This window comes from Zhongshania aquimaris, from assembly GCF_019312595.1.
Taxonomy (GTDB): Bacteria; Pseudomonadota; Gammaproteobacteria; order Pseudomonadales; family Spongiibacteraceae; genus Spongiibacter; species Spongiibacter aquimaris.
Window position 1 is genome coordinate 1,443,420 of record NZ_JAHWDQ010000001.1, and the last position, 22,951, is coordinate 1,466,370.

21 protein-coding genes are annotated in these 22,951 nt (G+C 51.8%); 6 read left to right on the top strand and 15 right to left on the bottom strand.

What is annotated here, in order from left to right; genetic code table 11:
- Positions 1 to 30 precede the first annotated feature (30 nt).
- The 11 genes from KXJ70_RS06595 to KXJ70_RS06645 all read right to left on the bottom strand — a co-directional run bounded on the left by KXJ70_RS06595 (position 31) and on the right by KXJ70_RS06645 (position 11,220).
- Positions 31 to 216, bottom strand: a complete 186-nt coding sequence (locus KXJ70_RS06595; RefSeq protein ID WP_219042631.1) for a DUF2065 domain-containing protein — start codon at positions 214 to 216, stop codon at positions 31 to 33.
- A gap of 120 nt (positions 217 to 336) precedes the next feature.
- The gene (gene hflC, locus KXJ70_RS06600; RefSeq protein ID WP_219042632.1) at positions 337 to 1,212 is read right to left on the bottom strand and encodes a protease modulator HflC; all 876 of its coding nucleotides are present in this window, start codon (positions 1,210 to 1,212) and stop codon (positions 337 to 339) included.
- A gap of 1 nt (position 1,213) precedes the next feature.
- A complete protein-coding gene (hflK, locus tag KXJ70_RS06605) occupies positions 1,214 to 2,353 on the bottom strand; it encodes an FtsH protease activity modulator HflK (protein ID WP_219042633.1) in 1,140 nt (379 codons plus the stop codon).
- Positions 2,354 to 2,456: 103 nt separating this feature from the next.
- Positions 2,457 to 3,773 (bottom strand): ribosome rescue GTPase HflX, encoded by a 1,317-nt coding sequence (gene hflX, locus KXJ70_RS06610; RefSeq protein WP_219042634.1) that lies wholly within the window; start codon positions 3,771 to 3,773, stop codon positions 2,457 to 2,459.
- Positions 3,774 to 3,801: 28 nt separating this feature from the next.
- Positions 3,802 to 4,062, bottom strand: coding sequence for an RNA chaperone Hfq (gene hfq / locus KXJ70_RS06615; RefSeq protein ID WP_219042635.1), 261 nt, complete (start codon positions 4,060 to 4,062; stop codon positions 3,802 to 3,804).
- A 124-nt stretch (positions 4,063 to 4,186) separates the two neighbouring features.
- Entirely contained in the window at positions 4,187 to 5,101 is a 915-nt protein-coding gene (miaA, locus tag KXJ70_RS06620; RefSeq protein ID WP_219043106.1) for a tRNA (adenosine(37)-N6)-dimethylallyltransferase MiaA, read from the bottom strand.
- A gap of 46 nt (positions 5,102 to 5,147) precedes the next feature.
- The gene (mutL, locus tag KXJ70_RS06625) at positions 5,148 to 7,013 is read right to left on the bottom strand and encodes a DNA mismatch repair endonuclease MutL (protein WP_219042636.1); all 1,866 of its coding nucleotides are present in this window, start codon (positions 7,011 to 7,013) and stop codon (positions 5,148 to 5,150) included.
- Complete coding sequence (locus KXJ70_RS06630; protein ID WP_219042637.1) at positions 7,013 to 8,395, bottom strand: N-acetylmuramoyl-L-alanine amidase; 1,383 nt, start codon at positions 8,393 to 8,395, stop codon at positions 7,013 to 7,015. The genes mutL and KXJ70_RS06630 overlap by 1 nt, the downstream gene beginning before the upstream one ends.
- Positions 8,382 to 8,876, bottom strand: coding sequence for a tRNA (adenosine(37)-N6)-threonylcarbamoyltransferase complex ATPase subunit type 1 TsaE (tsaE, locus tag KXJ70_RS06635; RefSeq protein ID WP_219042638.1), 495 nt, complete (start codon positions 8,874 to 8,876; stop codon positions 8,382 to 8,384). The genes KXJ70_RS06630 and tsaE overlap by 14 nt, the downstream gene beginning before the upstream one ends.
- Positions 8,860 to 10,404 carry an NAD(P)H-hydrate dehydratase gene (locus KXJ70_RS06640; RefSeq protein ID WP_255558211.1) on the bottom strand — a complete coding sequence of 515 codons (1,545 nt, stop codon included), beginning with the start codon at positions 10,402 to 10,404 and terminating at the stop codon, positions 8,860 to 8,862. The genes tsaE and KXJ70_RS06640 overlap by 17 nt, the downstream gene beginning before the upstream one ends.
- Positions 10,405 to 10,503: 99 nt before the next feature.
- Positions 10,504 to 11,220 carry a DUF4197 family protein gene (locus KXJ70_RS06645; protein ID WP_219042639.1) on the bottom strand — a complete coding sequence of 239 codons (717 nt, stop codon included), beginning with the start codon at positions 11,218 to 11,220 and terminating at the stop codon, positions 10,504 to 10,506.
- 278 nt (positions 11,221 to 11,498) lie between these two features.
- On the opposite strand from KXJ70_RS06645, the gene queG reads away from it, so the two are divergent.
- Complete coding sequence (gene queG, locus KXJ70_RS06650; RefSeq protein WP_219042640.1) at positions 11,499 to 12,569, top strand: tRNA epoxyqueuosine(34) reductase QueG; 1,071 nt, start codon at positions 11,499 to 11,501, stop codon at positions 12,567 to 12,569.
- A gap of 56 nt (positions 12,570 to 12,625) precedes the next feature.
- Here the strand turns inward: queG and KXJ70_RS06655 are convergent, their stop codons facing one another.
- Both KXJ70_RS06655 and orn read right to left on the bottom strand, forming a co-directional pair.
- A complete protein-coding gene (locus tag KXJ70_RS06655) occupies positions 12,626 to 14,476 on the bottom strand; it encodes an autotransporter outer membrane beta-barrel domain-containing protein (protein WP_219042641.1) in 1,851 nt (616 codons plus the stop codon).
- Positions 14,477 to 14,766: 290 nt separating this feature from the next.
- Positions 14,767 to 15,312 (bottom strand): oligoribonuclease, encoded by a 546-nt coding sequence (orn, locus tag KXJ70_RS06660; RefSeq protein ID WP_219042642.1) that lies wholly within the window; start codon positions 15,310 to 15,312, stop codon positions 14,767 to 14,769.
- Positions 15,313 to 15,478: 166 nt separating this feature from the next.
- On the opposite strand from orn, the gene rsgA reads away from it, so the two are divergent.
- From rsgA to asd, 3 genes are all read left to right on the top strand, one after another.
- On the top strand, positions 15,479 to 16,489 hold the full coding sequence (gene rsgA, locus KXJ70_RS06665) for a small ribosomal subunit biogenesis GTPase RsgA (RefSeq protein WP_219042643.1): 1,011 nt from the start codon (positions 15,479 to 15,481) through the stop codon (positions 16,487 to 16,489).
- Positions 16,490 to 16,659: 170 nt separating this feature from the next.
- A complete protein-coding gene (locus KXJ70_RS06670) occupies positions 16,660 to 17,505 on the top strand; it encodes a sulfurtransferase (protein ID WP_219042644.1) in 846 nt (281 codons plus the stop codon).
- 58 nt (positions 17,506 to 17,563) lie between these two features.
- Positions 17,564 to 18,424, top strand: coding sequence for an archaetidylserine decarboxylase (gene asd, locus KXJ70_RS06675; RefSeq protein WP_219042645.1), 861 nt, complete (start codon positions 17,564 to 17,566; stop codon positions 18,422 to 18,424).
- Between the two features lie 9 nt (positions 18,425 to 18,433).
- Here the strand turns inward: asd and epmA are convergent, their stop codons facing one another.
- Positions 18,434 to 19,387, bottom strand: a complete 954-nt coding sequence (gene epmA, locus KXJ70_RS06680; RefSeq protein WP_219042646.1) for an EF-P lysine aminoacylase EpmA — start codon at positions 19,385 to 19,387, stop codon at positions 18,434 to 18,436.
- Positions 19,388 to 19,957, bottom strand: a complete 570-nt coding sequence (gene efp / locus KXJ70_RS06685; protein WP_219042647.1) for an elongation factor P — start codon at positions 19,955 to 19,957, stop codon at positions 19,388 to 19,390.
- A gap of 46 nt (positions 19,958 to 20,003) precedes the next feature.
- On the opposite strand from efp, the gene epmB reads away from it, so the two are divergent.
- Together epmB and KXJ70_RS06695 are read left to right on the top strand one after the other, a co-directional pair.
- Positions 20,004 to 21,029 (top strand): EF-P beta-lysylation protein EpmB, encoded by a 1,026-nt coding sequence (gene epmB / locus KXJ70_RS06690; protein ID WP_219043108.1) that lies wholly within the window; start codon positions 20,004 to 20,006, stop codon positions 21,027 to 21,029.
- 63 nt (positions 21,030 to 21,092) lie between these two features.
- Positions 21,093 to 22,898 (top strand): cyclic-di-GMP receptor FimW-related protein, encoded by a 1,806-nt coding sequence (locus KXJ70_RS06695; RefSeq protein WP_219042648.1) that lies wholly within the window; start codon positions 21,093 to 21,095, stop codon positions 22,896 to 22,898.
- Positions 22,899 to 22,951 lie beyond the last annotated feature (53 nt).

Sequence of the window (22,951 nt, forward strand, 5' to 3'; positions counted from 1 at the left end):
ATTTTTGCTCTCTTGATCAGCCATCAGACTTTATCGCAGCACACTCAATAAAATGAGGCCCGATAACATACTTATTAAACCGACAATGCGAACAGTTTTAGTGTCCATATCTGCCATCCGGTATGCTAGTAACCGCCATCTTTCTGGACTCAGAAACGGCAGCAAACCTTCAATAATAAGTACCAGACTGAGAGCCACTGACAGTTCCTGCCACATGCGCTTTGCCTGCCACAAACATAAAAAATCCGCGCTGCCCAAAGACGTTTCGGTCTCGGATCAGCCCGGATGTGTGAATGATACCACACTCCCCGCTATAGCGAGGAGTGAAAGGGTAACTTATCGCTTATCCGCACCCTGCTTCAGGTAGCGGAAGAACTCGCTTTTGCTGTCGACGACCAAGAGGTCACCTTTATTACTAAATGACGCCCGATACGCTTCCAAGCTGCGAACAAAAGCATAAAACTCGGGGTCGGCACTATAAGCCGCCGCGTAGGTGCGGGCTGCTAATGCGTCGCCCTCACCGCGCAACACCTGCGCGTCACGGTAGGCATTTGCACCGATAACAGTGCGCTGACGATCAGCCGTCGCACGAATTTTCTCAGCCAATTCGCGACCAGTAGAGCGATGCTCGCGCGCTTCGCGCTCACGCTCAGACTTCATCCGGTCAAACACCGACTGGCTAACCTGCGATGGCAGATCGATACGTTTAACTCGGACATCAACTAACTGGATACCAAATTCGCTAGTAGTGATCTCGTTGAGGTCGCGAGTTAAATCGGTCATCAACAGATCGCGCTCACCCGACACCACTTCGTGGAAGGTACGCTCGCCGAACTTATTTCGCAGACCAGTATTAATACGCTGAGCTAACAAACCCTCGGCGCGAACTTCCTCACCGTTGGTCGCGGTATAGTACTTTTGGGTATCGATAACACGCCATTTAGCATAGAAATCCACGTCTAGCGGCTTTTTCTCAATGGTTAAAAAACGCTGCGTCGGCGCATCCAAGGTCAAAATACGACGCTCGAATTTACGCACCATATGCACAAACGGTGTTTTAATATGCAGACCCACTGCGATATCGGGGTCGACGATTTCACCAAACTTGAGCAGTACGGCCCGTTCAGTCTCACGCACGATATACAAAGAATTGAACGCCAGCACCAACGCGCCCAACAATAAAATGACAACGGTAAAAGAACGATTACCCATGTTAGCGACCCTCTCTGCGAGTGGTTTGCGTATCGCGGCGTAACTGCTCAACCACCTTATCTGTCAACGCACGTATATCGACTTCTTCTTGAGAACCCTTGCGAACAGTCGCAGATTTATCCATTAATTTATCGATAGGCAGATACATCATATTGTTGCCGCCATCGACGTCGACCATCACTTTAGTCGCGTCACTGTATAAGGTTTCTAAGGCATCAATATACAGACGCTCGCGAGTCACCTGAGGTGCCTTGCGATACTCAGTAAATAAGTTTGCGAATCGCTGCGCCTCACCCTCTGCCCTTGCCACAACCTGCTCTTTATACGCCTGCGCTTCTTCTAGTTGGCGCTGAGCCGCACCGCGCGCTTCAGGAATAATGCCATTTGCATACGCTTCGGCTTCGTTCTTTAAACGTTCGCGATCCTCTTTGGCTCGTGTTACGTCATCAAAAGCGTCCTGCACTTGCGACGGCGCTTGGGCATCTTCAATATTAACCTTGGCTACCAAAATACCGCTTTGGTAAGTATCCAAATACGCCTGCAGGCGCTGCTGAGTATCAACCGCAATCTGTTCGCGGCCTTCCGTAATAACCTGATCCATTTTTGAACTGCCCACCACATGACGCAGCGCACTTTCCAGCGCGTGCTCCAAGCTGAGCTCAGGACTTTTTACTTTGAGAAGAAAGTTGGCTGGGTCAGCGACGGTGTATTGAACCGACAAGGCGACATCAACAATATTTTCATCTTCAGTCAACATTTGACCGCGGCTAGCCACTCCGCGCACTTTGGTCACATTTATTTTGTTCACTTCATCAATCAGCGGTGGATTCCAGCGCAGACCTGGCATTACCGTTTGGTGATACACGCCCAGACGCAAGACCACTGCCCGCTCCTGCTGGTCGACCTGATAAAAGCCGAACAAGCCCCAGACAATAACCGCTAGTACGCCAAAGATAGCAAACGTACTCGCGCCTATTTTGACGTCCCCACCATTACCTCCACCGGGCTTTTTACCCCCGCCAAAAATACCGTTGAGCTTTTCCTGAAGCTTTTTTAGCGCCTCATCTAAATCCGGCGGCCCTTGGTTTTTACCACCCCAAGGATCGTTGTCTTTGCCACCACCCGGCTCATTCCAAGCCATAGCCCTCTCCTATGTTATCGTATTGTTCGCTATTAAATTATCACGACCGTATTGGCCTTCGCATAGAATCAGCGATCCAACGACTTAATGTCCGGCGGGCAGTCTAGCAGAATTCTTCCTGCGTGCTAACCGGACGCGTCGAGTGCAAAAGCGCTTCGCTTACCGACTCGTTCGACAAAAATCGTTGCCAATCCGACTCCAGCAAGCGCAGCTGTAAATTCTGCGAGCCATCGTCATTGAGTTTTTCATCAAGCACTGCGCCGAGCCCGTATAGTAAGGCCCGCAATCGGCCTTGACCCGCAGTCAGGGTAATAGTTGTTTCACAAATTTCATTACCGAGAATGTCACTTAAGGCCTCATAAAACAGCGCCAAGCCCTTCGAGTCCCGCGCTGAAAGCCAAACTCGCACCGGCCTGCCGGTATCGTCACGCTCTATACGCGGTTCGACATCAACCAGGTCAGTTTTGTTATACACCTCAAGCAGCGGAATATCCCCCGCGCCGATTTCCGCTAACACACCAACCACTTGCTTTATATTATCGTTGCGCTCAGGGTCCGCGCAGTCAACAACGTGGATCAGCAAATCCGCCATCGCGGCCTCTTCCAGCGTTGCTCGGAATGCCTCGACCAGTTTATGGGGGAGATGACGGATAAAACCAACCGTATCAGCCAAAATAACGGGGCCGACGTCACCTACCTGAATACGCCTAACCGTCGGGTCAAGCGTCGCAAACAACTGGTCAGCAGCGTAGACATCTGAGGTTGTCAGCACATTAAAGAGCGTCGACTTCCCCGCGTTGGTATAACCCACTAAAGATAAGGCGGGGATCTCAGCACGACGCCGCGCCCGTCTGGCCTGTTCGCGCTGCTTGCGAACCTTTTGCAGCCGCGCCTGAATACTCGTAATACGCGCACGCAATAGTCGGCGGTCCGTTTCAAGCTGAGACTCACCCGGCCCTCGCAAACCGATACCGCCCTTTTGCCGCTCAAGATGCGTCCAGCCCCGCACGAGACGTGTGGACATGTGCTGAAGCTGAGCAAGCTCAACCTGCAATTTACCCTCATGGGTATTCGCACGCTGAGCAAAAATATCGAGAATCAAACCAGTACGATCAAGCACGCGACACTGCAGCTCGCGCTCGATGTTGCGTTCTTGACTGGGAGAAAGGGCGTGATTAAACAGCACGATCTCGCCTTCATTGGCGATTAGCGCTTCGCGAATTTCTTCGAGCTTACCGGTACCGACGAATAGTCGAGCATCCGGCCGCTGACGCGAGCCGGTGATGAACGCAACTGGGTCTCCCCCTGCGGAGGTGACCAGCTGCACAAATTCGTTGGAATCTTCTCGCTCGTTCTCACTGTGAAAATCCAGATGGACGAGAATTGCACGCTCACCGGAATTAGGTCTTTCAAATAGCAAGGACGAACCTCAATTCAAAGAATTGCCGTTATTCAGCGTCTTCTTGTTCTTCGTCATCTTCTGGCGGGTGCGCCATCGGCAAACGAACAACACGAGACGGTACAACGGTAGAAATGGCGTGCTTGTACACCATTTGGCTAACCGTGTTTTTCAACAGCACAACAAATTGGTCGAAGGACTCAATTTGGCCCTGAAGCTTGATACCGTTAACCAGATAAATCGATACCGGAATACGCTCCTTGCGAAGAATATTCAGATAAGGGTCTTGTAAGCTATGCCCTTTTGACATGGTGTAGCCTCCTGTATGCCCAAACCGGGCGTTGATAAAACCTATCAATAAAAAGCAGCAATATGGATCACAAACCTGCGAATTAGTTCGTAATCAGACTGGGTAATTTGCAGTATACCGTAAGTTAATGTCCTACGGCAGCGCCATATCGCATCAAGACCTTATTTAGCTGGGATTCCGTATTTTCGCCAGAATCTAACCACATCAAATCTGACCAACCCCGCAACCACGTTAATTGGCGCTTAGCTAACTGACGGGTGGCAATTAAGGCTCTCTCAAACGCCTCGTTCTTGTCATAATCACCCCGCAAATGCTCCCAGACCTGGCGATAACCCACCGCCCTAATCGATGGCAAGTCGGGATGGAGGTCCCCACGCGCCATTAAGCCCGCAACCTCATCAATAAAACCGCTATCAAACATTTGTCGCAAGCGCTGTTCAATACGACGGTGCAATACCGCGCGATCAGGTGGCGCAATCGCAAATTGATGTACTTGATAGGGCAATGTCTGCGCCAACTGTCTAGCCTGCCATTGGGTCATCGTAACGCCGCTGATTTGGTAAACCTCCAGCGCTCTCGATAGTCGCTGGGAGTGGTTGGGGTGGATACGCGCCGCCGATTCCGGATCTACAGCAGCCAATTCCGCATGCACCGCCGGCCAGCCATTTTCCGCCGCCAACGCACTAATTTTGGCCCGAACCGCGGGATCGGCACTGGGCATGTCGGCCAAGCCTTCCATTAAGGCCTTGAAGTACAGCATGGTACCACCCACCAACAGCGGTATACGTCCCGCTGACGCACTAGCCGCCATCGCCGCGAGCGCATCGCGACGAAATTGCGCCGCCGAGTAGGGTTCTGATGGGTCGCAAATATCAATCAACTGATGGGGGTAGCGCGCCAACGTATCTGCATCAGGCTTTGCACTGCCAATATTTAATCCGCGATAAACTAGGGCTGAATCCACACTAATAAGATCGCAGGGCAAATGGTCGCTTAACGCTAAGGCCAAATCGGTTTTACCCGCTGCGGTCGGCCCCATTAAAAATATGGCCGGCGGTAAATCACTTTCGGTATCTAAGGATGAGCTAGCGACCACGTAAAAACCATTTATCCAACTCAGCCATTCCGACCTGCACCCAGGTTGGACGTCCGTGATTGCACTGGCCGCTGCGCTCAGTCGCTTCCATATCTCGCAGTAAACTGTTCATTTCGGGCAGCGTTAAGCGCCGATTAGCCCGCACCGAACCGTGACAGGCCATGGTCGATAGAATTTCATTTATGTGAGCGCGAATACGATCACTGCTGCCGAATTCCAGCAAGTCAGATAGCACATCGCGAACCAACTGCTCGACCGAGGTGTCCGCCAATATGGTTGGCAATTCGCGAACAATGACAGACTCTGAAGCAGCGCGTTCTACCCGCATACCCAACTCAGCAAATACATCGCTGTGCTGTTCGGCACAGTCCGCCTCGCGCTCGCTGACCGCCAAGTTCATCGGTACAAGCAATGGCTGGCTGCGGATACCCTCGCCATCGCGGGCGTTTTTCATACGCTCGTAGGTAATACGCTCGTGAGCCGCATGCATATCGACCAGCACTAAGCCCTGCTGGTTTTCAGCCAGAATATACACACCTTTTAATTGCGCCAAGGCGTAGCCCAGCGGCGGTGTAACACTGCTATTCGCCGCGTTATTAACCGGCTCCTGAGCCTGTAGACGCTGGTAAGCGGCCTGTTGATCAGCAACACCCGACGTATTCGAGAACGCCGCACTAGACCGATACTGAGGCTGATAGCCATCCACCGAGTTAAAGCTCGGCGCGACATCAAGCGCTGCGCTAGAGCCCGCGCCGCTGTCGGCCAGTGCCATCGCCGCCTGGGTTTCCGGCATCGCCAGCATTGGCTCGCCAGAGAGCTGAGGCACCGACGCATTTTGCGGCACAGTGTCGGGACGCACATCCGCCAGCACTTTGTGCAAGGTGCGGAAGATAAAATCGTGCACTGTGCGGCCATCTCGAAAGCGCACTTCGTGCTTAGTCGGGTGGACATTGACGTCAACCGACGCCGGCGCTAACTCTAAATACAAAACAAACGCGGGATGACGTCCGTGAAACAGGACATCGCGATAGGCCTGACGCACTGCGTGCACCACCAAGCGGTCACGCACATAGCGGCCATTGACATAAAAATGCTGCAAGTCTGCCTGACTGCGAGAAAAGCTCGGCAGCGCCACCCAACCCCACAATCGCAAGCCCATGGCTTCGCGATCTATATAGAGCGCCTGCTCCATAAAAGCGGGGCCACACACCGCGGCCAAACGACGCTCTTGCTCTAGCTGATTATCTGCGGGTTTGAGGCTGTGAATGGCACGACCGTTGTGACGCAGAGAAAAACCCACGTCGTAACGACTCAAAGCCTGGCGCTTTACCACCTCGTCCAGGTGATTAAATTCAGTTTTTTCGGTACGCAGAAATTTACGGCGGGCCGGGGTGTTAAAAAATAAATCTCGCACCTCAACCGTCGTGCCACGTGGATGGGCAACGGGGGCCAACACCGCTTCCATATCGCGACCTTCGCTTCGCGCAGACCAACCAGAGTCACTGCCTTCGCGGGCCGTACTTAAACTCAAGCGCGATACCGAGCTAATACTAGCCAAAGCCTCACCGCGAAAACCTAAACTCGCCACTGACTCCAAGTCTTCAAGGACCGAAATTTTACTGGTGGCGTGACGACTAAGTGCTAAAGGCAAATCGTCATGGGCGATGCCTTCACCATCATCGCGCACGCGAATTAACTTCACGCCGCCATCTTCAATCTCTAACTCGATTCGGCGAGCGCCGGCATCGAGACTGTTTTCAAGTAACTCTTTGACAACTGAGGCAGGGCGCTCAACAACCTCACCGGCTGCAATTTGGTTCGCCAAGCGCGGATCTAGTAAACGGATTTTTGTCATTAGGAAGCGGGAATCTTTATTTTTTGACCGACGCGGATATCACTACCCGACAATTGATTATGGCGCTGTAAATCACGCAATGGCACATTGTAGCGATGCGCTATACCAGACAGGGTATCGCCATTTGCAATAACGTACTCTCGCACACTCGACCCAGGCGTAGAACGCCCACCTGCCGGTGTGATATCACCGCGTTTTACCGCTGCAAAATAGGTATCTGGTGGCGGACTTTCACGGAAATAGCGATCAATACCTTCATATATTGCCTGTGCCATTTTGCCTTGATAGCTCGAGGTTTTTAATTTACTCGACTCATGCGGATTTGAAATAAAACCCGTCTCTACCAATAAGGAGGGAATATCGGGCGATTTCAGTACGGCGAAGCCCGCTTGCTCAACACGTTTGCTGTGCAGTCGCGATATTTTCCCCATCTCGCCCAACAACTGGCCACCCACACTTAAACTTGCGTCCAGGGTTGCCGTCATCGATAGATCTGTAAGCACGCCCGCAAGTACCTGGTCTTTATCAGACAAACTTACGCCGCCAACCAAATCTGCCTCGTTTTCACGCTGTGCCAAGATCCGCGCCGAGGCACTGGTCGCTCCGCTCTTAGAGAGCGCGTATACCGAACTACCATTCGCACTGGGATTGGTAAACGCATCGGCGTGAATAGATACGAAGAAGTCGGCCTGAGCTTTTCGCGCCAAATCGCGACGCTTAGCTAAACCTACATAGTAATCACCATCGCGGATCATCACCACGCGGTATCCTTTCTTGCCTTCAAATCGCTCTTTTAAACGCAGTGCAATTTTGTAGACAACCTCTTTCTCTTTAACCCGACCTGGGCCGATGGCGCCAGGATCTTCTCCACCGTGACCGGCATCAATGGCGATCACGACATCGCGATGAGAGCTATTCTGTAAACTTTTAGTGACCCTTGGCGCGCTCTTGGTCGCACTGGCCGCCGTGGGCGTTCCACCACCGGAGCTCTCAACTTTATCTAAAAAGTCGACGACTAAGCGATCACGTAACTCGCCACTTGCGGTGAGCAAAAAGCTTCTTACCTGAACGTCGTCGCTAAGATCAAAAACAATACGCAGCGCGCCACCCGGCTTTTCCGCATGACGTAAGCGCGTAATGGGACTATTGGTAAATTCGAGCTTGCTGGTATCAGAGGTAAGATTGGCGCCTTTTATATCAATAACAAGGCGTCGGGGATTGTCGAGCGTGATCAGTTCATGCTCTACCGGCCCGCTTAAGTCAAACACCACCCGACTGTGATCAGGTGCCCGCCAAAAGCGAACGTCGCGGACTTCTGCAGCCTGCGCAGTGGCCGCAATAAATAGTAAACCGCACAATAATGCACTGCTAATCCGTTTCATATTCGCTCAACTGCGCCAGAATTTGCTGCCCGCGTAAGGTATTGCCACGCGCGGCAAGAAGGCGGCCCACTCCCTGCGGTTCAATGCTAACCATTATGTCGGCAGATGGCAAAAAACCGCTGCCACGCTGGGGCCACTCAATTAAACATATTGTATCTTGCTCGAAATAATCACGGATGCCCATATACTCCAGCTCTTCCGGATCACCGAGACGATAAAGATCAAAATGATACACAGTGACCGCCTTAGACTTAGCCGGTTCCGCGCCAAAAACTAAATCTTCGTAGGCTTCGACCAAGGTGTAGGTAGGGCTTTTCACTGGCCCGATATAGCCAAATGCACGCAAAACACCTCGACAAAATGTGGTTTTACCGGCACCAAGCTGTCCATCCAAATAGACTACCGCGCCACGGTGCATTGCAGCGCCGAACAGTTCTCCCGCCGCAACGGTTTCGGTTTCGCCGTCAAGATAGCGCTGCATACCCGTTGATCACACCTCGTAAATTATCAATAACATCACTTGCCAGCATACCGCGCTCACCATGCTCGGCAGCGCAATCCGCCGCAGCGGAATGCACTGCTGCCGCCAAGCAGGTCGCCAAAGTGGGCTCGCAACCTTGGGCGACAAACGCGGCAATAACGCCTGCGAGCACATCTCCCATGCCGCCAGTCGCCATTCCGGCATTGCCGCCGCTATTTAAATACATCGACGACTCAGGCGACGCGGCGGCAATAAGCGTACCTGCACCTTTCAATAACACCGTCGCTTGATATTTATCCCGAATGGCCAAGGCGCTAGCAAAACGGTCTTTTTGCAACTCGGTGGTACTGCAAGCTAATAGTCTCGCCGCCTCGCCCGGATGTGGCGTGAGTATACGTGGCCCGCGATGAGATTGCAGGAGCTTAGGCTCTGCGGCAATCATATTAAGCGCATCAGCATCAAGCACCACTGGCTTATCACTGTTTAATGCCGCATTTAACAAGTCATAGCCCCAGGCGCTCTGCCCCAAACCTGGCCCCAGCACTAGCACACTCGCTTTTGCCAATAAGGGCAGGATATCCGCGACGACGTTAACACCGTGCACCATGATTTCGGGCCTAGCGCTTATAAAAGCGGCGACATGCTCTGTCCGAGTTGCGCATGAAATCAAACCGGCGCCACTGCGCGCTGCCGCTGTCGCGGCCAACAATGCCGCTCCAGCCATTCCCGTATCGCCACCAATTACCAACACATGGCCAAACATACCTTTATGACTATTGCGTGGACGCACGCCCCACCGCGCCAGCATCGATGTGCAATTCAATTGCTCGATCTTTGCGGCACCGCTTTGCTTGAGCTGACTGTATACGTCGCGTGGTATCGACAGGGAATCGAACACCTTAACACCGCCGCAGTCGACACCATCGAGGGTGTATAAACCGCGCTTTCGGCCAATAAAACTAACCGTTAGTGAAGCGCGAATAGCAACGCCAAGCCGATTGCCGGTATCACTGCACAAGCCCGATGGTACATCTATCGCCAGCACCGGCGCGCCACTGTCATTAATAGCGGCAATCGCCTGAGCATATTTTTCACGCACCGCACCCGTCAAACCAGTTCCCAGCATCGCGTCGACCACAATTGCTTGGGGATCAGGACTTGCCCCCGTCCACGCTTGCACCGTCACGCCGACATCTACCGCAGCTTGCATTGCCAGCGCCGCATCGCCACTCAGCGCCATAGGGTCGGCCAAGGCCCAGACATGAACAGGCAAACCATGCTCCGCCGCCAGTACCGCAATCAGATAGCCATCCCCGCCGTTATTACCACCTCCGCAAAATATTTCTATCGGCGAGCAGTCTGGCCAGCGCTGCTGCAGTTCACGGAAAGCAGCCAATGCAGCTCTGTGCATAAGGTCAAAACCACTGATACCACCGGCAATCGCGAGTCGGTCCAGCTCCCGCACCTGCGACGCGGTATATAGTAGTTGCTCAGCGATCATGGACTCACTAGGTGTGGTAAGTGACATACAGCGCTTCTCGATTATGCGTTACACATTCCTATCATAGCGCCCAAAGCAGTGCTGGCAAACTTAGCTCAGAGGAACTTGGGTAACACGACACCAAAACTAATATGCTGACGCAGCGATTACACTATCAAGCGAATCTCGAATAAGCCGCTCTTTCGCGGCCACCTTTTTAAATAGCGTACCAGCAGCCTGCTCTACCACGTACTGAGCCAAGCGATCTGGCGAAACCGACTCGGCGGGAACACCCGCATCAACATCGCCATCAGCCTCTGCGCTGACGATGCTTTTCTCCTCTTCACTCAGCAAATCCTCATACAATTTGATGGCACCGTCAGCCTCAAGGCTCTGACGCACAACCGGCAACATCGCCGACTGCACAAGCCCAGCCCCTTCAGCTACCAACAATTCAGTCGCTGCACTGCGAGGCGAGTGCAGCAATTTTTGCAAAGTACCGGGCTCCATATTGGCCACGATATCTTTCAGGATTGGCCCCGCCACCGGAATGGCATTTTCAGCGGCGCGGTTAATCATAATTTCCAGCAAGGCCGCCTCGGGCTTGTCATTTAAATCCCGGGCCACATCAATCACTAAGCCAAGTGGCGGTGGCAGTAGAACCCGCACTAGCCGATCATCCAAAAAACCGCCCTTTGCCGCTAACTGATCAACCACCAAATCAATACCGGATTTGAGCTTTTGGGCAAAGGTATTAGCTAGTACTTGTTGAAATTTGGCTTGGGCAGCCAGGGACATACCATCGAACATCGATGCACAACCAGACGTCAACAGCGTCATAAACACGAAGGCAATTACACGCAATTTTTAAATACCAGCGAGAGAAAACTCAGAGGGAAGTGCCGAAATGGCGGCGCATTCTAGCAGAACGGCAAAAGAACGGTAGTGGCGCCGCAAACAACAACTACAAAAAATATTCTAGGAGATCTACTGCCACTAAAAAGAACAAAAACTGACTCGTAGTAACACGCGTCAGAATAGACCTAGGACTCACTAAACGCGAAATCCAAGGCGACATACAGACGCGCCCCAAGGGTGTAAAATGCCCAATACGACCACGCTCATTAGGCAACGGCAACTTGATGTCCATCACCTCGACCAATCTTGACGAACTGGCCCAGCAGATTAAAGACTGGGGCAGAGAGCTTGGCTTCGCACACATTGGCATTAGCCCCGCCACTAATGCTGTCCACGCAGAGCATTTGCGCAACTGGTTGGCAAAGCAATATCACGGCGACATGAACTATATGGCCGAGCGCGAAGGCCTCCGCGCTGCGCCAGCAGAACTACTGCCAGGCACCGTCCGTGTTATAAGTGCGCGCTTAGATTACTTACCCGACGGCGAAAACTGTGAAGAAATCTTAAATTCACCCTCTAAGGCCTATATTTCTCGATATGCACTGGGGCGTGACTATCACAAACTCATCCGCAAACGCCTGAGTCAATTGGCGGAGAAAATTAGCGCCGTCGCCGGTGGCAGTCACCGCGCCTTTGTCGATAGCGCACCGGTACTTGAGCGGGGCTTTGCTGAACAAGCTGGCTTGGGCTGGATAGGCAAAAATAGCATGCTGATCAACAGCAAAGCGGGTTCCTGGTTTTTCTTAGGTGAGATTTATACAGACCTGCCCCTGCCTACCGACCCGCCGCAAGAAACAGGTCATTGTGGGAGTTGCCGCGCCTGCTTAGACGACTGCCCAACAGGCGCCATTGTTGCGCCATATCAAGTGGACGCCCGCCGCTGTATTTCTTATTTGACCATTGAGCTAAAAGACAGCATTCCAGAAGACTTGCGCCCACTAATGGGAAATCGCGTTTTCGGTTGCGATGACTGTCAGCTTGTATGCCCTTGGAATAAATTTGCACAAACAACGACAGAAACTGATTTTTCTCCCCGCCACCAACTCGATAACAGCGAACTAGTCTCCCTATTTTTATGGACCGAACAGGAGTTCCTCGACAATACCGCTGGCTCTGCCATTCGGCGTATTGGCTACCAACGCTGGCTGCGAAATCTCGCCGTGGGAATTGGCAATGCGCCGGCAAATGACGACGCGATTCGCGCTCTTCACACCCAATATGCCGTAGCGGATGAGATGGCTAGAGAACACATTACGTGGGCGCTAAACCGACTGCAAAAGATGTCATCGAAATAAAAAACGTCAATAAAAAAGCCCCTGCGAAAGGGGCTCTATATTTCGAAAATAACGCCTTAAAAAGGTAGTGAATAATTCAACATCACGCTTTCGCGCCCCTCACCCTCGTCGCTGTAATTTACGTTTAGCGCCAGGCGAGATTTGTCGAAAAGCACCGCCGCACCGATACTGGCATCGACAAAGTTGTCTCCGTCTGCGCGATAGCTCGGCATGCGGTAACTTGCATAGCCTAAATTGGTATTGGTGACTTCAATAGTTTCATCCGCATCCTCAAGCTCTGACACAGAGAACACTTCAGCATAAAGATTAATACCGCCATTCACGCTTAAATTTGCCAATAGCCCTGCACGAAGCTGACGACTCTGACGGCTTTGCTCGCCCCATTGGTAATTAGAAACCGCACCGCCAGACTCGGTGTAACCATCTACTGCACCGGCCAAAAAACGCGCCCCCAGAGCCGGCGCAATACTGATATTTTTAGATGAGGAAAGTTCGTATGCCACTTGACCGTCAAGATGCCAGCCGTAGCCGTCGCTGCCACCTGACGCCGTTAAGGCGCGATCACCCAAATTAAAGTGCCTGTCCAAATCACTGTAATCAATCACACTCAGACCGGCACTACCCTCCGCCAACCATTGGCCATCGCGGTAATTAAGCAAGCCACTCAGACCAACACTGCTGGCAGAAAAATCTCCGCCATCGGTGTCAGTTTCGTGCTTTGACATACTGAGCGCCGCGCCCAAGCTCATCGCCGGTGATACCGCACTATTGTAGCCAAGGGTTAAATGGCTGGTTTTCTGATCGCCACCGCTTGGCGTATCTTCGTTTGCACCACTGGCATTAATAAATAATCTATCGGTATTTTCAAACCAGCGATTTTCCCTGAGCATTTGCGAGAGGCTGTCGTGCTGCGTGCGCGCAATACCGAGTGCAATACCTGACAGGCGACCGACCAACTGCGGGGCCATCACGACATCAATAAGATAATCGCCGGTAATCTCACCCACTTTGGCGGTTGGATGAACGCCGTCGTTAAACAATAATTTACTGGGGTCAGGGTTTGCGCCGTCGATACCAAATACCGGATGCTCAATACAGTCGCCGCCGCTGTCGTCGAAACACATATAGCGCTGATCAAATGTACCCAGCGGGCCAAACGCAATATTAGCGCCGTTGGCGAATCCATAATCCTCCGCATTGGCGGCTATATAGGTGATCACCCCAGCTAAATCCACTGGAATAATATTAGCCGAACTAAAATTCGCGAAGGTCATTAAGGCCTGATTGTAACCCGCGGCCCCCGCCGATATTGCCGCCGCCGAACCTGGAACGACAAAGTTTTGTGCCTGCGCCGCTGCGGTATTACCCAAATCAGGTAAATTGCTAAGCATGATATAACGTCCGCCGGCCGCACTGATGGCTGATACACCAGCGATCAGTGTCTGGGCAGAATTTACGATACTAGTCTGGTCAAATGCGGTGCCGTTAAGGAAATCATTGCCGCCACCGTCTATCAAAATTAAAGCATTCGAATCAATAGTATTGTGCTCTGTTAAATAGGCAGGCCTAGCAACTGCACCACCCGCGGGCAGGGCGAGACCGGTGCCGTTTATCGAGTTTAAGATATCTGCCGTTTCGTAGCCGCCAACAGCGTAGTTCGTACCCCCACTTACAGCAGGATCAGTCGGCAAGCCTAGCGCCATACCCAAATATTGCGGGGCAATATTGGCATAGTCGCCCACGGTAAAATCACCGCTCCCATCACCGACCCGATTGGTAAACCGGCGGCCTAAATTACCGCTGTCTAATAAGCTATCGCCAAAGATAAGCAGCTGACTAAAATAGCTCTGCGCAGACACAGGCGAGCACATTAGGGTAGCCACACACAGTGCGGTCAGTTTTCTCATAGCCATATACCTTCTTATTATTTAATTGTTTTAGCCGTCAATTTATCCAGCAACGGCGCTAAATCGAAACAATAGCTTCACCGCAAGTATTCATCGACAACATAGGGCACTACGAGACCTGTTTTAGCGGTAAACAACAATACGGGTAAATACAGATAGCCTAGGGCCGACTCACACTAATGAACATAGAAGACAATCCGCACTAAAGCAAAGCGGCGGCCGTAGGGAAGGGAATTAAGATGGACAGGCCCGCGTCACGCAAGCGGTGACAACGAGCAGCCAAGGAGGATTTAAGAAAGGCGTAAAAAATGCTCGCGGTAATAACTCAACTCAGCAATAGAGTCGTAAATATCATTAAGCGCCAAATGGCTCCCACTTTTTTTCAGGCCGCCGCTTAGATCTGGGCGCCAGCGTTTCGCCAATTCCTTTACACTGCTCACGTCCAAATTGCGGTAGTGAAAAAAGGCTTCCAGAGTCGGCATTTCGCGGGCCATAAAACGGCGGTCTTGGCAAATGCTATTGCCACACATCGGCGACGCACCCTTTTCGACATGCTTGTCTAAAAATGCCAAGGTTAAGCGCTCGGCCTCTTCCGCCGTAATGCAGGTATCTTGCACACGCTTGGTTAAGCCAGACTGCCCATGCTGACGGGTATTCCACTCATCCATGCCTGCCAAGACCTCGTCCGGCTGATGAATAGCCAGTACCGGGCCTTCTGCCAGCACATTTAAATTGGCGTCGGTCACCACCGTGGCAATCTCAATAATGTGGTCGTTGATGGTATCTAAACCGGTCATTTCAAGATCGATCCAAATCAAATTTTGAGTCTTGTCCATAAACTTGCCTTCACGGTGAATAATCATTTGATACTGCTGTGATCTCAAACAGTAATTGCAAACTAGCTACTTTTTCAGCCTGCCTAGAACACGAGCTAGTTAACGCAGATTGTCGATTGTAGCAGTACATAGGTTAAGATGGCGCTTCTTAGGCGAATGAACCTTCATGACAAAACGTAAACTCAGCCGCCAGCAACGTTGGCGCATAGAAAAAGTACAGGCCGAACGCAGTGATCGCGCGAGCAAACGCGACTCAAAGCTCGACCAAGCGCTGAGCGAAGGCGAGCTCGGCGCCGAGCAAAACGGCCTTATTGTAAGCCATTTTGGCCAACAGGTTGAAGTTGAAGGCGAAGGCGGTCTAAGGCAGCGCTGTCATGTCCGCGCCCACATCGACGGCCTGGTCACCGGCGACAGCGTCACGTGGCGAGAAGGCAAACCAACGGGGGTAGTAGTCGCCTGCAACACCCGCGAATCGCTATTATCTCGCCCCGACAATCACGGCAAGTTAAAGCCCGTAGCCGCCAATATCGACCATATTGTCATCGTCATTGCCCCTGAACCCCGCGCCCACGCCAATTTAATAGACCGATATTTAGTTGCCGCCGAGGCCATCGGTATTCGGCCGATATTGCTACTGAATAAAACCGATCTTATTAACGACGACAACCGAGAGTATCTGGACAGTATGCTGACGCGCTACCAGGAAATTGGCTACCCAGTCACCCGCGCGTCCACCGCTGCTGAACACGGTCTCGACGAATTAAAACAAACTCTATGCGGGCACATCAGTGTTTTTGTCGGACAATCCGGGGTAGGAAAATCCTCCCTGGTCAATAGCCTGCTACCCGGCACAGACACCCGCATCGGCGCACTGTCTGAAGCCACCGCAAAAGGCAAACACACTACCACCACCGCCCGTCTCTTTCATTTTCCCGACGGCGGCAGTCTGATCGACTCCCCCGGCATCCGCGAATTTGCGCTCTGGAATATGGATCGAGAAAAAGTGCTAGCCGGTTTTATTGAATTTCGCCCATTCCTTGGCATGTGCCGCTTCCGAGACTGTAAGCACGAACACGAACCGCGCTGTGCCTTGCTAGATGCAGAGGCAGAAAACAAAATTCGTCCCGAGCGCATGGCCAGCTACCGACAAATCATCCAAAGCCTAAACGAAGAGTGAGCTGAATCGTCATCTCACTTTGCTAGAATGGATTCACTGACGAGTGAGAAAACCCCGAGATCCATTGTCTCAATTTATAAGCGTGCAATTAATCCGTTACATTATGACGTCGCCTCGCTAGCACAGCTCCTGTTACAATCCGGCGTCACCTAAAGTACAAGTTGTTTATTATGAAAAACTGGCCACTATTAATTGAAACAAACTACCTCGCTGAATCACTGCACGATCCGAAATTATTGATTTTGGATACCAGCAGCGCCGCTAATTACGCCGAACACCATATCCCTGGCGCGGTGCATATAGCGCCTGCAGAACTACAAAGTGGCGTCAAACCCGCTGTTGGAAAGCTACCCAGCATTGAGGCCTTAAACGCGCTATTTACAAAAGTTGGCCTGACGCCAGACAAACATGTTATCGCTTACGACGACGAAGGCGGTGGCTGGGCTGGCCGCCTAATATGGACTTTGGACGTAATTGGTCACCACAATTATTCTTACCTCGACGGCGGCTTGCACGCGTGGCTACACGCAGGACACCCTACTGAGAAAGTCGCAAATCATCCCGCGCCCACAAAGCAAGACATCACCATTGATAGTCTGCCGATTGCCGAGATTGAAGATTTCATCAGCCTGCTCGACAACAGCCAGCTCGCAATTTGGGATGCGCGCTCACCAGAAGAATACCGCGGCGAAAAAGTATTGGCGCAGCGCGGTGGCCATATTCCCGGCGCGGTCAATTTAGATTGGTTAGAATTAATTGATCGCGACAATCAAATGCGCCTGAAAGATTTGACCGAGTTACAAACTCGCTTAAACGAATTGGGGATCACCGCCGACAAAACCGTCATCACTCACTGCCAGACTCACCATCGCTCTGGCCTCAGCTACTTGCTGATGAAAATTCTTGGCTACCCGCATATCAAGGGCTATCACGGCTCTTGGGGTGAATGGGGGAACAGCGAGACGACGCCTATTGAAATCGGTGACCAAGCACAGTCAAGCGCGAACACGCCCTGATTTCGAGCCACCGTTTCAGTCATAACAACCACATCGAGCATCGGCAAAAGGACAGCTTGTGAAAATTGCGTTTATTATTTTGCAGTATCTGCTACCCCAGCACCTTTTATCGCGACTGGTAGGCAAACTCGCGGAAACTGAAATTCCGTGGCTCAAAGACCTCCTAATCGAGCGCTTTATCAAACAATACCACGTTGATATGAGCGAAGCTGCCGATTCTGACTACCGCAATTACGCCAATTTCAACGCCTTTTTCACCCGTGAATTAAAGGCCGGGGCGCGCCCCATCTGCGACGCAGAAGGCGATATTGCCTGCCCAGCCGACGGCGCGATCAGTCAAATAGGCAAGATCACCGGCGGCCGAATTTTCCAAGCCAAAGGCCAAGACTATAGCTTGCTAGCACTGCTAGGCGGCGACCGCGAGATGACCGCTCAGTTTGAGAATGGCAGTTTCGCCACCGTGTATTTGTCACCACGCGACTACCACCGCGTCCACATGCCTATCGCCGGAACACTGCAAAGTATGAGCTATATTCCAGGCGCACTATTCTCGGTAAACACCACCACCGCAGAAAATGTCCAAGGTTTATTCGCTAGAAACGAGCGCGCAGTGTGCTTGTTTGACACCGAAGCCGGCCCAATGGCCGTTATTTTAGTGGGCGCCATGATTGTCGCAGGCATTGAGACGGTGTGGGACGGACAAGTTGCACCGCCGCCAAAGGGCATTAAAACAACCGATTACCGTCAAGCGGCAAGGGAAATTCACTTAGAAAAAGGCGCCGAAATGGGTCGATTCAAGCTTGGCTCGACTGCCATCGTGCTTTTTGCAAAAGATCGCGCCGAGTGGCTTGAGACTTTTCAAGCGACCACCGCAACGCGCCTTGGCGAGACCTTAGGGCAACTCAAACAAAACCCTTAACTTACGCTGTCACGCGCGCTCGAGCGGAAACGCGATGACCTCATCGATGCGCTCCGCCTTGCACGCGAGCATCGACAGACGATCAAAGCCCACCGCAACCCCCACACAAGCAGGCAAGCTCGCCATCGCCTTTAGCAGATGACGATCAATCGGGGGCAGCACCTGATCATTGTCTGTCCGGCGGCTGTGATCTTGCCTAATTCGCCTAACTAACTCAGCCGCATCTGTTAGCTCGTTGTAGCCATTAGCAAGCTCCATGCCCGCGTAAAACGCTTCGAAACGAGCCGCCAGCTCAACGCCGCCCGGATTGACAAACGTCTTTGCCAAAGCAGCCTGCTCGCTAGGGAAGTCGCAGACAAAACTCAGGGATTCGCGATCTAAGGCCGGCTCAATCACAGACGACATAAGTAGCTGCAGCCAGGTGTCGCGATCATCGGTATCAAAATGGATATCCATATGCGAATGCGCGCAGGCTTTTAGTTCGTCTAGCGATGCACTATGCGGATTTAGACCGCAGTGCAGCTCAAAAACGTGCTGGTAAGTGTGATGTTTTACGCTAAGCGGGCCAACCGCCAAGCCCACAATCGCGGCGACCTCATCCATTAACTCAGCCATCGACAAGCCCGGACGGTACCACTCAAGCATTGTAAACTCTGGATTGTGCCGCCTGCCCCGCTCTCCGCGCCGAAACGCCTTGCAGATTTGGTAGATTGGGCCACTACCCGCCGCCAGCAGACGCTTCATCGCAAACTCAGGTGACGTCTGCAAATACATGAGCGCGTCACCATCGGGGGCAACCGTGGTAATAGCTTCGATATTGGGATCCGTGACTGGCGCAGAGGCTAGTAGAGGTGTTTCCACCTCTAAGACCCCGCGAGTCGCAAACAAGGCGCGCACAGAAGAAAGTAATTGTGCGCGGCGACGCAGAGCCGAAAATTCAGCTGTGGGCCGCCAATCTGACATTTAAGATTTTACTCGGTTCTGATACTCGCCGGTGCGAGTATCTACCTTTATCACTTCGCCTACGCTTAAAAACAAGGGCACTTTAACAACCGCTCCGGTGCTCAAATAGGCGGGTTTAGTTCCACCTTGGGCGGTATCGCCTTTTACACCGGGGTCTGTTTCTACAATTTCCAACTCAACAAAATTTGGTGGTGTCACCGACAGCGGCGCGCCGTTATAAAGCGTTACGGTGCACACATCCTGCTCTTTGAGCCAATTCGACGCATCGCCAACCGCTTTGAGATCAGCCTGGAACTGCTCAAAGGAATCGGGATCCATAAAGTGGTAAAACTCGCCATCGTTATACAGGTATTCCATATTTTGATCGATAACGTCGGCGCCTTCCAAAGACTCGCCAGACTTAAAAGTACGCTCCCAAACCCGACCTGAGTTAAGATTACGCAAGCGCACCCGGTTAAAGGCTTGGCCTTTACCTGGCTTAACAAATTCATTGTCTAAAATAGAACAAGGCTCGCCATCGAGCATCACCTTCAGTCCGTTGCGAAACTCATTGGTAGAATAATTAGCCATGATTTTCCTCAGCGACGGTGTAAAACCGTTAATTAAAAAGGCGTCAATGATACCCTTAAACGACACAGTTTGGCAGACCGAAAGCTGGCAGCAACAAATGCGCGGCATGATCCGCGATCCCGAGCAGTTATTTCAGCGGCTGCAACTAGACCCTTCAGAACAGCCCGACATCGCGGCGGCAATGCGACAATTCCCACTTCGCGTACCCGAAGCCTTTGTCGCAAAAATGGCCATTGGCGACTGGCGAGATCCGCTGCTATTACAGGTATTGCCACTGGCAAAAGAGAGTCAAGAGCAGCCCGGCTTTGTTAACGACCCTCTCGATGAAATCAACGCCAACCCGGCGCCGGGCTTAATTCACAAATACCACGGACGGGTATTACTCATTACCAGCCCAAGCTGCGCCATTCACTGCCGCTATTGTTTTCGCCGCAACTTTCCCTATGACGATAACAATCCAAGCCAGCGAGACTGGCAAAAAACCCTGGGGTATATCCAGGAGCGACCGGATATTAGCGAGGTGATACTCAGCGGCGGCGACCCGCTATCAGCCCCAGACGATTACCTAGAGAAGCTGATCCACAAAATTGCCGCAATTCCCCACGTTAAAACCCTGCGTATCCACACTCGCCTGCCACTGGTGCTCCCAGCGCGAATTACCCCGGAGCTTACTAAAGTTCTGAGCAATCACCGCCTGAAAACCGTCATGGTAATTCACTGCAATCACGCCAACGAAATTGATACTCATACCGCCGACGCCCTAGACACATTACAGAAAGCAGATATTACTCTGTTAAATCAAAGTGTTTTGCTTAAAGAAATTAATGATAATGTCGATACATTGGTCAATCTCAGTGAGCGCCTTTTCGACGCCAAGGTCATACCCTACTACCTACACTTGCTCGACAAAGTGAGAGGCGCAGCGCATTTTGACGTAACAGAAGTAGAGGCGCAGGCATTAATGGAAGGTATACTTACAAAGTTGCCGGGCTATTTAGTACCACGCCTAGTATTGGAAGACCCGAAAGCAAGCAGCAAACGGCCACTTGCACTACAATGGATTGACGCGTAAAAACATAGACTTAAAACACAAAGTAAGTGCCACGCGACATTACAAAGCCAGAAATAGGACTTTATGAAAAATAACTCAAGCCTTGCTGTCGCGACGCCTGACATAACGCGCGACTCGCACAGCCAGTTCGCGCTAAATGGCGGCGCAGTCAAGACTTGGCTTAGCCATCTGCCCTTGACCAACCTCGGCGAGTCCACCCGCCTGCTCTTTCAGGCCCTGTCAGAGCTAAGTCACACTGCGTGTAAACCCAAAGATCGCTACGAGATTCTAGAAATTATTCGCCCGCAAGTGCATCACATCGTCAAAGGTCTGTCTCAGCATTATCTGAATAAGCCAGTGGTGCTGGCGGACAAGACACAAAAGATTGTACTGCTCGCTAACACCCTTAATACCCAGCTGGCAACAGGTTACTGCCAAGCATTTAAAGGTCTGGAGGGTGAAAACCGCCTGCTGCGCTCTAAAGATGCCATGGCCACATGCTTGCATCGCGCTCTTATCGAACACTGCCGAATTCTACTGCGTACTTATCAACTTTATCGCTCATCACACGCAGGCTTCTGGCTTATCGCTCATGAAGTTTACCGATGCGCGCAAACCCAAAAACTGCACAAAACAAAGGTCAGCGACAACCTGTATGGCGATGCCAGCGTACGGCAAGCCTACGTCCGCTTGCTCATGCTAGGCTGCAGCAAAACCCATCAGCTCCCCCAGCGCCATATTGAAGAAGTCTTTAATGAACTCAACCAATGGTCATCGCTTATTGATTTGCGTAGCGATAGGCTAGAAAGTTGTGTGTTCTTATTTAATCCGGCCGAAGATGCATCTCCGGCGTATCGCGAGCTTATTCAGCGCGCACCATCTCTTGGCTGGCTGGGTATTGATACTAGAACCCTACTAGCACAAAGCGGCGGTCTATCTAGTTCGCCATCACCGCGAAAAAGCAATGCCCCCAAACCAAGTAAAACCGTGCTCGACCATCTCAGTATTGCTTGGAGTTCGGCAACGTCACGGGCGGCGGAACGTATTCCCTGTAACGACCCCATTTTAATTACCGTGGGTATGAATACCACCCACTTCTACGTTGCCAATCAAACTGATTTTAGTAGCTACCAATTTGAGAACGACCAAAACGACGACACCGAGTTATTTCGCGAGCGCCGTAAAGATCAAAATGACGTATGGAGCCAAAATGGTGGCGTAGACGCGCGCAGCCGCGATGACGAAAGCGACCGCAAGGCAGCGATGTCACCCATCCCATACCGGAGCGCTGAAAGCCAGATAGAAACCATTAGTTATAGCCTTCCACAAAACGCGCCAGCTGCCAACGCGCCGGAAAATAAATACGAGTATTTGCGTTCACGCATGCTGGACACCAGCAGTTCGGGCTGTCGTATTGAGTGGCCAGAAGATACCCAACTCCGCATTCGCACCGGAGAGCTTGTCGGTTTAAAAACCGACGATTACGAGGGATGGCGCGTAGGCGTTGTTCGCTGGTTACGCAGTGACAACACACATCAAATAGGTATCGAAGCACTGGCATCAACGGCAACGCCATATAGTGCCCGCCTCGTGCAATCAGGCTTGGCGGTAAATGAGTACCAGCGGGCCATGCTCTTGCCGGGCAGCCAAATTGCAGAGGGCCCACTATTACTGCTATCAGGCGTCGTTGGTATTTCCGAGGGGCACACCGTCGAGCTCTTGCGTCCAGGGCATGCAATGCGTATAAAATTAGGCAAGATCGTAGAGCAATCTAATGCCTTCAAACTATTTAACTTTCAAGACATTGCCCGCTCATCAATTAAAATTGATGTACCTGACGCCGACGCGGTTAATAAAAACGACTTCAACCAACTTTGGGATATTTTGTAATTCGAGCCCAGAAATCAGGTTTTTAACCCAACTTCTATTACCGTAGAGCACTT